This window comes from Yoonia sp. (assembly GCF_036007805.1).
In the GTDB taxonomy this organism is placed as follows: Bacteria; Pseudomonadota; Alphaproteobacteria; order Rhodobacterales; family Rhodobacteraceae; genus Yoonia.
This window is the reverse complement of the sequence record NZ_DASYOK010000003.1, coordinates 1-7,508: the sequence shown is the minus strand read 5'-3', so window position 1 is coordinate 7,508 and position 7,508 is coordinate 1. Positions and strand designations below refer to the sequence as shown.

At 57.4% G+C, this 7,508-nt stretch carries 11 protein-coding genes and 1 pseudogene; all 12 read right to left on the bottom strand.

Translation table 11 applies throughout. The annotated features are described in order from the left end of the window. Window positions 1-345: DUF5333 domain-containing protein (locus VGP75_RS00110; RefSeq protein ID WP_327541707.1), on the bottom strand; the 345-nt coding region annotated here is incomplete at its 3' end. A gap of 167 nt (window positions 346-512) precedes the next feature. Next, the gene (locus VGP75_RS00105) at window positions 513-965 is read right to left on the bottom strand and encodes a DUF3291 domain-containing protein (protein ID WP_327541706.1); all 453 of its coding nucleotides are present in this window, start codon (window positions 963-965) and stop codon (window positions 513-515) included. A gap of 43 nt (window positions 966-1,008) precedes the next feature. Then, complete coding sequence (locus VGP75_RS00100) at window positions 1,009-1,242, bottom strand: hypothetical protein (RefSeq protein WP_327541705.1); 234 nt, start codon at window positions 1,240-1,242, stop codon at window positions 1,009-1,011. Between the two features lie 6 nt (window positions 1,243-1,248). Then, on the bottom strand, window positions 1,249-1,653 hold the full coding sequence (locus VGP75_RS00095; protein ID WP_327541704.1) for a hypothetical protein: 405 nt from the start codon (window positions 1,651-1,653) through the stop codon (window positions 1,249-1,251). Further along, on the bottom strand, window positions 1,650-2,936 hold the full coding sequence (gene nuoF, locus VGP75_RS00090; RefSeq protein ID WP_327541703.1) for an NADH-quinone oxidoreductase subunit NuoF: 1,287 nt from the start codon (window positions 2,934-2,936) through the stop codon (window positions 1,650-1,652). The genes VGP75_RS00095 and nuoF overlap by 4 nt, the downstream gene beginning before the upstream one ends. Continuing rightward, window positions 2,936-3,166 (bottom strand): DUF5337 domain-containing protein, encoded by a 231-nt coding sequence (locus VGP75_RS00085; RefSeq protein ID WP_327541702.1) that lies wholly within the window; start codon window positions 3,164-3,166, stop codon window positions 2,936-2,938. Before VGP75_RS00085 ends, nuoF begins: the two co-directional genes overlap by 1 nt. 15 nt (window positions 3,167-3,181) lie before the next feature. Beyond that, a complete protein-coding gene (locus VGP75_RS00080) occupies window positions 3,182-3,793 on the bottom strand; it encodes a helix-hairpin-helix domain-containing protein (RefSeq protein WP_327541701.1) in 612 nt (203 codons plus the stop codon). A 190-nt stretch (window positions 3,794-3,983) separates the two neighbouring features. Then, complete coding sequence (locus VGP75_RS00075; RefSeq protein ID WP_327541700.1) at window positions 3,984-5,099, bottom strand: NADH-quinone oxidoreductase subunit E; 1,116 nt, start codon at window positions 5,097-5,099, stop codon at window positions 3,984-3,986. 96 nt (window positions 5,100-5,195) lie between these two features. Next, entirely contained in the window at window positions 5,196-5,510 is a 315-nt protein-coding gene (locus VGP75_RS00070) for a hypothetical protein (protein ID WP_327541699.1), read from the bottom strand. Between the two features lie 27 nt (window positions 5,511-5,537). Then, window positions 5,538-5,735, bottom strand: a complete 198-nt coding sequence (locus VGP75_RS00065) for a hypothetical protein (RefSeq protein WP_327541698.1) — start codon at window positions 5,733-5,735, stop codon at window positions 5,538-5,540. Further along, window positions 5,732-6,970, bottom strand: coding sequence for an NADH-quinone oxidoreductase subunit D (locus VGP75_RS00060; protein ID WP_414727743.1), 1,239 nt, complete (start codon window positions 6,968-6,970; stop codon window positions 5,732-5,734). Before VGP75_RS00060 ends, VGP75_RS00065 begins: the two co-directional genes overlap by 4 nt. 3 nt (window positions 6,971-6,973) lie before the next feature. Continuing rightward, window positions 6,974-7,508, bottom strand: a pseudogene (locus VGP75_RS00055) (sulfotransferase); the annotation flags it as partial.

Here is a 7,508-nt window from a genome sequence, read left to right as displayed (position 1 = left end):
ATAGCTGTCAGGATCATCTGCAACGGCCCCCAGACCGGCCAATTGTGCGCGTGCAATGCCCTCAAGCCGGTCTTTTTCCGCGTCGTCATTGATGTAGGCGTCAATTTCATCATCAGAGAAGCCAAGGCTGCTGGCATGGCTGCGCAGGGATTGCAGATACCCGTAGCCGCGAAACAGGCGCGCGCGAATGCTGTCGCATTGCTCGGAAATCTCATAAGCCATGCCCACAGCAATAATGCCGTCACGCACATGTGCCACATCTTTCAGCGCGGTCTGTGCAGACGCATGGCCCACAGACATAACCGTCGCGACAGCCATGACGGCACCAAGGGCAAAGTGTTTCATTTTCGATCTCCTCTGCGACACCCGACGCGTCACATTGCTCGCAGTACAGATCATCTTTCGGGCGGCGTTATGCAATATCAGGGCTTTGACATCGGTATTTTCATGCCGAATAGAGAAATCAGAGTGACGTTAAGTGACTGACATCATGTGTTTTTACCTTGACTTGTTCATAGCTGATCCTTGGCGCGCAACCAATCCCAGCCAAAAGCCTCTTCGCTATCGCCATGCGTCTGCCGATGCTGCAGCTTGGCCATCGCTTCGTCGAGCGTCGGTTGCGTCCCTTCCGGCACCCACCACATCACAAAATGCATCTGTACCAGCGTTTCGAACCATTCTTTGCTGCGATTCATGAATCTGGCGTGCAGGGTATCAAAGACATAGGTCCGCAATTGTGCGGGCGTTTCCCAAACCGACAGATTGGCTACAAACTGCGGATCACCGTCCAAATGCGCCTCGGTGTTGCCCTTGCCGGGCTCGCCCGAGCCTTCCATCATCCACACAAACCCCGGCATGCGCTTGCCCAGTCCGTTGATCAGATCAAGGTTGTTCATAAACTCGGCCACGCGCGGATCATCCGTGGGGGCAATCAGGCGGCCGATGTTCAACTCGGCAAGATGCATCTGCTGGTCCTTTCTGGGCGGGCGGGTTGAAACCCACCTTACATCACCGCCGCCGTTGCCGCGTCGGTGCAATTCCTGCGACACCCTTGCGCAAAAACGCCAGTGTCAGGATGATCCCGATGATCGCTAGGCCGCCTGCCGCAATATAGGCCCACACGGGCGCAATCCCGGCCCGCACAGCGACAACAGTAAACCACGCGGGCAAAAAGCAGACGCCAGATGTGACAAGGGCCGCGCCAAAGCTCGCGGCCCCGTCAAGAATATTGCGAAACGCCATAAGGGTTTAGGCGGGAATCAGCAGCGCGCTGATGGCCGAGCCTTCCAGCACTTCCGCGTCCCCTGCGGCGCAAAGGTCGTCGGATGTGATATCCACGCCATGCTTGACCTGAAAGCTGCGCTGGCTGACGTCGGTTTCCAATTCGATACCGGCGCGCTGGCTGTTTGCGGACAAAGACCCGCGACCAACCTCGTTGCGCGCCTCGTTCAAAGATGAATCGAGCGCCGCATCATAGCTGTAACGCGCGCAGTTCTGCGCAATACGGTTGGCCAGCGTCAGGTTTGCGTAATACTGCGGTGTCGACATATTGAACAACTTCTGCACGGCAGGATCATCAAATGACCGCGCCCCGCCAGTTGTACAAGCAGCCAGTGCCAAAGCGGCACCTATCATCAATCCACGTGTCATCATTCTGCTGCCATCCCTGCCAAACGTTTGTGTTTGATCCGGTCCTCGATTTCGTCCCGGAAGTTCTTGATCAAGCCCTGGATCGGCCATGCCGCCGCATCACCCAGCGCACAGATTGTATGCCCTTCAACCTGTTTTGTCACGTCAAGCAACATATCAATCTCTTCCACGCTGGCGTTGCCCTCAACCAGACGCGCCATCACGCGCATCATCCAGCCGGTGCCTTCACGGCAGGGCGTACACTGGCCGCAGCTTTCGTGCTTGTAAAACTTGGACAGACGCCAGATCGCCTTGATCATATCGGTCGAGTTATCCATCACGATCACAGCCGCCGTGCCAAGGGAGGATCCCTTTTCCTTCAGCGCATCAAAATCCATGACAGCGTCGCGCATGTTCTCGCCGCGCACACATGGCACGGATGACCCGCCCGGAATGACCGCCTTGAGGTTATCCCAGCCGCCGCGAATACCGCCGCAGTGCTTTTCGATCAGTTCTTCAAAGGAAATCGACATTTCCTCTTCAACCACACAGGGGTTGTTCACGTGGCCCGAGATCGCAAACAGCTTGGTGCCCGCGTTATTCGGGCGGCCCATGCTGGCAAACCAGCCACCACCACGGCGCAGGATCGTGGGCACAACGGCGATGGATTCCACGTTGTTCACGGTGGTCGGGCAGCCATAAAGACCGGCACCGGCAGGGAACGGCGGCTTCATGCGCGGCATACCCTTTTTGCCTTCAAGGCTTTCCAGCAGTGCTGTTTCTTCGCCGCAGATATAGGCACCGGCACCGTGGGTCAGGTAAATGTCGAAATCCCAGCCGGATTTGGCAGCATTCTTGCCCACCAGCCCGGCGGCGTAGCATTCGTCAATCGCCGCCTGCAGCGCCTCTTTTTCGCGGATGTATTCCCCACGGATGTAGATATAGCAGGCATTCGCGTTCATCGCGAAGGACGCAATCAAGCACCCCTCAACCAGCGTATGCGGGTCGTGGCGCATGATTTCGCGGTCTTTGCATGTCCCAGGCTCGGATTCGTCGGCGTTCACCACCAGATAGGCCGGACGACCGTCACTCTCCTTGGGCATGAAAGACCATTTCAAACCCGTTGGAAAACCCGCCCCACCCCGGCCACGCAGACCCGAGGCTTTCATTTCATTGATGATCCAATCCCGGCCCTTCTTGATGATGTCGGCAGTACCATCCCAATGGCCCCGCGCCTGCGCACCTTTCAAAGTGCGGTCATGCATCCCGTAAAGGTTCGTGAAAATCCGGTTCTCATCTTTGAGCATTAGCTATCGCCCTTGTCTTTTTGGCGCGCACGCCAGAGTTGGTAGGTCTGCCACAGGGCAAACCCGAAACCGGCGAGCGCTGCAAGGTCAAAAAGGGCCCGCAAACGGTTCGGCCAGTTATATTCTGCGCCAATCAGATTGGCCAACACCCAGAAAACACCCGTCGCCGCGACAATCAACGCGACGCGTTGTCCCGCGCGGGCTTGTTTGGTGTTTCCGTGTTGGGCCATAGGTCTGTCGTTGCCTTAGTAAACGCCGCCCTTGTCGACCTTCTTGGAGAATTCGGTTTCTCCGCCGGCAGCAAGGGTTTTCGCCTGTTCGACCCAGTTATCACGGGTCGCGCGGCCTTTGAAACCTTCCAGATTGTCGTCAATCCAGGCCTGTTCTTTCGGGCCCCATGTCGCGATCTGGTCAAAGTGGAAAATGCCCATACCGTGCAGGGTTTTCTCGAGCTTTGGACCAACGCCTTTGATCTGTTTGAGATCATCCGGCCCACCATCACGTGCAGCACTCAGGAACTCTGGCGCGTCGTCAGCCGTGGATGCAGGTGCCTCGGCAGCAGGCGCAGCTGCAGGCGCGGCTGGCTTCGGTGCAGGTGCGGCGGCAGCAGCAGCAGGTTCTGGCGCAGCAACAGGGGCCGCCTTTGCAACAGGGGCTTCAACCTGGTTGGGGCCAGGCGCAGGTTCGCGCCACCCCAGCGCCAGCGCGATCGCGGCAATCACACCGACGATACCACCTATAAAGGCCGAACCAAACAGTCCGTAATCGTAAAGAACAAATGCAACGCCTGCTGCAATGATGGCAAACAAAGCAGCTACGGCAATGATGCCCTGACTGATCGGTGCAGTATCTTTCATGGTCTTCTCTCTCCCTCAGGTGGCCGGTGTGGCGGCCTTGCAGATAAAACGCCAACAGCCTGTGCCAAACTGACGCAAGCGCACGTTCAGGGATATCTCTAACCCAATCTTTGCCATCCGGTAAAGAAATACCGCAAAAGCCCAAGACATCCGGCCGGTTGCAGACGCGCGATGCCTAATGGCTATGCGTTTACGCATCCTTGGCGAGATCTGCCGCCTGTGCCATCCAGTTATCGCGCGCGATGCGGCCTTTGAATTTCAAACGGCTGTCGACCCAAGCGATTTCTGCTTCTGTCCATTTGGCGATCTGGTCAAAGTGCCAGAAACCCAGCTCGTTCAGCACCTGTTCCAGTTTCGGGCCAACGCCACTGATCTTTTTGAGATCATCTGCTTTCCCGTCACGCGGGGCGGTGAGCGTTTCAGGCGCGTTGCCCGCATCTTCACCGGCAAGATCAGGGTTCGGGTTCGATTTGCCGGTCGGCTTGGCCTTGGATTTCGCGACTGCCTGCTGCTTCGTCGTGCCGGTCTCATCGACAGGCTTGTCAGCAGCGGGTTTTGCCGCCTTCGCCTTGGTTTTTGGCGCGGCGACTTTCTTGGCGTCCTTCACCCAAGGCGTCAGCAGAGGCACTTCGGTACCGTCAATCCGTTTGACCGTATCGCCGATATCCGTCGCCAACTGCACACTGGCGTTGTATTTGGTCTTGCCGCTGTCATAGTCCTTGAGGCTGGTCAGCCCTTTCAGGGGCTCTGCCGCAAAGCGCCCGTTCTGGGGGCCCGGTGTCGGCACGCGACCTGCGGCGAGTTCGTCGATGATTTCGCGTAGACGCTCGGCAGTCAGGTCTTCGTAATAATCCTTGCCAATCTGGGCCATTGGCGCGTTGGCGCAAGACCCCAGACACTCGACCTCTTCCCAAGAGAATTTGCCATCAGCGGACAGTTCGTGCGGCTTGTCCGCGATTTTATCCTGACACACACCAATCAGATCTTCTGCACCGCAAATCATGCACGACAGCGTGCCGCAAACCTGAATATGTGCCACAGAGCCGACGGGCTGTAGCTGGAACATAAAGTAGAAGGACGCGACCTCGAACGCACGGATGAATGCCATATCCAGCATATTCGCGACATGTTCGATGGCAGGGCGTGACAGCCAGCCTTCCTGTTCCTGCGCGCGCCACAGGATCGGAATGATCGCCGATGCCTGACGGCCTTCGGGGAATTTCTTGATCTGCGCCTCGGCCCATTTCTGGTTCTCGGGCGTGAAGGCGAATGTCTCTGGCTGGTCGTGATAAAGGCGGCGTAGCATCAGGTCTTTCCGGTCACATCGTTGCGGTGAAACAGGTTCCACCGGATTTCCATTGTTCCCCTAACATACCGGACGGTCCGGGCAAGGGATTTGTCTTCAGGCGCAGGCACCCGTAGTCAGGCGAAAGGCCTGCCCATCAATCGCGCCCTGCCCGTCCGCGCGCAGTTCTGTCATGACACGGGCCAGATCTTCACGGGACAGCACGGCATCTGTCATGATCAGATCAGTGTTTGCGCTGGTTAGGGCACATCCGTTTGCTTCAACACTGCTGACAAAGCGCGCTTTCGCGGATTGTGGCATCGCAGCAGGTTCCGGCTCTTGTGCGGTCGGCGGCAAAGGCAGCGGGACAATGATCGGCACGGCACAGGCTGTAGCACCCAAGAAAGCCGCAATTGTCAAATAACGCTTCATATCTTTGTTCCTTGAACAGGGCCGGCGCTAGTTTTCAACAGCAACCGGCGCAACGGCAAACACATCTGTGAGACCATATACCAGAATAAACACCGACACGGCCAAACCGACCACGCCGCCAATAAAGATCCCCGCCATCCGTCCGCGAAACACGCGCGAAACCGCGGCCGAGACGAAAAAGCCCAGCGCGACCAGAATGCCAAGAATCAGATCGCCCAGTGTCATCTGTCAATCTCGCCGAACACGACATCCATCGTCCCGATGATCGCGCTGACGTCCGCCAACTGATGCCCTCTGCAGATATAGTCCATTGCCTGCAGGTGAAGATAGCCCGGCGCACGCAGCTTGGCGCGATACGGCTGGTTTGTGCCGTCCGCCACCAGATAGACGCCGAATTCGCCTTTGGGGGCTTCGACCGCGGCGTAAACCTCGCCTGCTGGCACGTGGAAGCCTTCGGTATAAAGTTTGAAGTGGTGGATCAGCGCCTCCATCGAGGTCTTCATCTCGCCACGTGTGGGCGGGGTCATCTTGCCGCGCGCCATCACATCGCCCTTTTCATGGCGCAGCTTTTCGCAGGCCTGACGGATGATATGCACCGACTGGCGCATCTCTTCCATGCGGCACAGATAGCGGTCGTAACAATCGCCGTTCTTGCCCACAGGGATCTGGAATTCGAATTCGTCGTAGCATTCATAAGGCTGGGCGCGGCGCAAATCCCATGCAAGGCCGGAACCGCGCACCATGACACCAGAGAAACCCCATTCCTGAATATCTTCTTCCGTAACGATCCCGATATCGGCGTTACGCTGTTTGAATATCCGGTTTTCCGTCAGCAGGCCGTCGATATCATCAAGCACCTTTGGGAATGCAACGGCCCAGGTATCAATATCCTCGATCAGCGCATCCGGCAGGTCCTGATGCACACCACCGGGGCGGAAATAGGCGGCGTGCAGACGCGCACCACAGGCGCGCTCATAAAAGATCATCAGCTTTTCACGCTCTTCAAAACCCCAAAGCGGCGGGGTCAGCGCGCCTACGTCCATCGCCTGTGTCGTGACGTTCAACAGATGCGACAGAATACGCCCGATCTCGGAATAGAGCACACGGATCAGCGACGCGCGGCGCGGCACTTCGGTCTTGGTCAGCCGTTCGATGGCCAGACACCACGCGTGTTCCTGGTTCATCGGGGCCACGTAATCAAGGCGGTCCAGATACGGCAGGTTTTGCAGATAGGTGCGGCTTTCCATCAGCTTTTCTGTGCCACGGTGCAGCAGGCCGATATGCGGGTCGCAGCGCTCTACGATTTCGCCGTCCAGCTCCAGCACCAGACGCAACACGCCATGTGCGGCAGGGTGTTGCGGGCCGAAGTTGATGTTGAAGTTTCTGATCTGCTGCTCGTCCGTCGCCGCATCAGTCGATCCATCATCATAGATATTTGTACGGATATCACCGTCCATCATGGCTCAAGCCCTCGCTAAATTGTCTTGCCACCGCTGTGGCAGAGGCCCGACATTGCGGGCCACCCATTCATAGTGTTCATTCAATAGCCCCAAAGCACGGGGGCGCAATTTGTCCAGCATCACCACCTCGGGTCCCTCATTGGCGGCACGGGCGAAGGTTGGTTCGACCTGTTTGATCCCCAAGAACGCACAGAGCTGCGCAACGCCCTCGGGCGTAAACAGGTCTTCGGCAAACTGGATCAACAACCGCCCCTCGGGGATCACACGGCGCAGTTTGCGGATGATCTTCGGATAATCCCCACGCTCGAGAATATGCTGCTCGTGACCGCGATTCAAAATCCGGTAGAGGATATTATTGGATTTTTTCTCATAGACTTCATGCTCTTGCCGCTGGCGGCGGGCCTGCATCCGGATATGCGACCAGAGGCGATCAAGCGGATCACGGATCAGATAGAGAAACTTGGTATTGGGTGAAAGGTCACGCATCCGCGCAAGTTCTTCATCACTCAGCGTGGCATAATTCGGCGTGATGTCACCC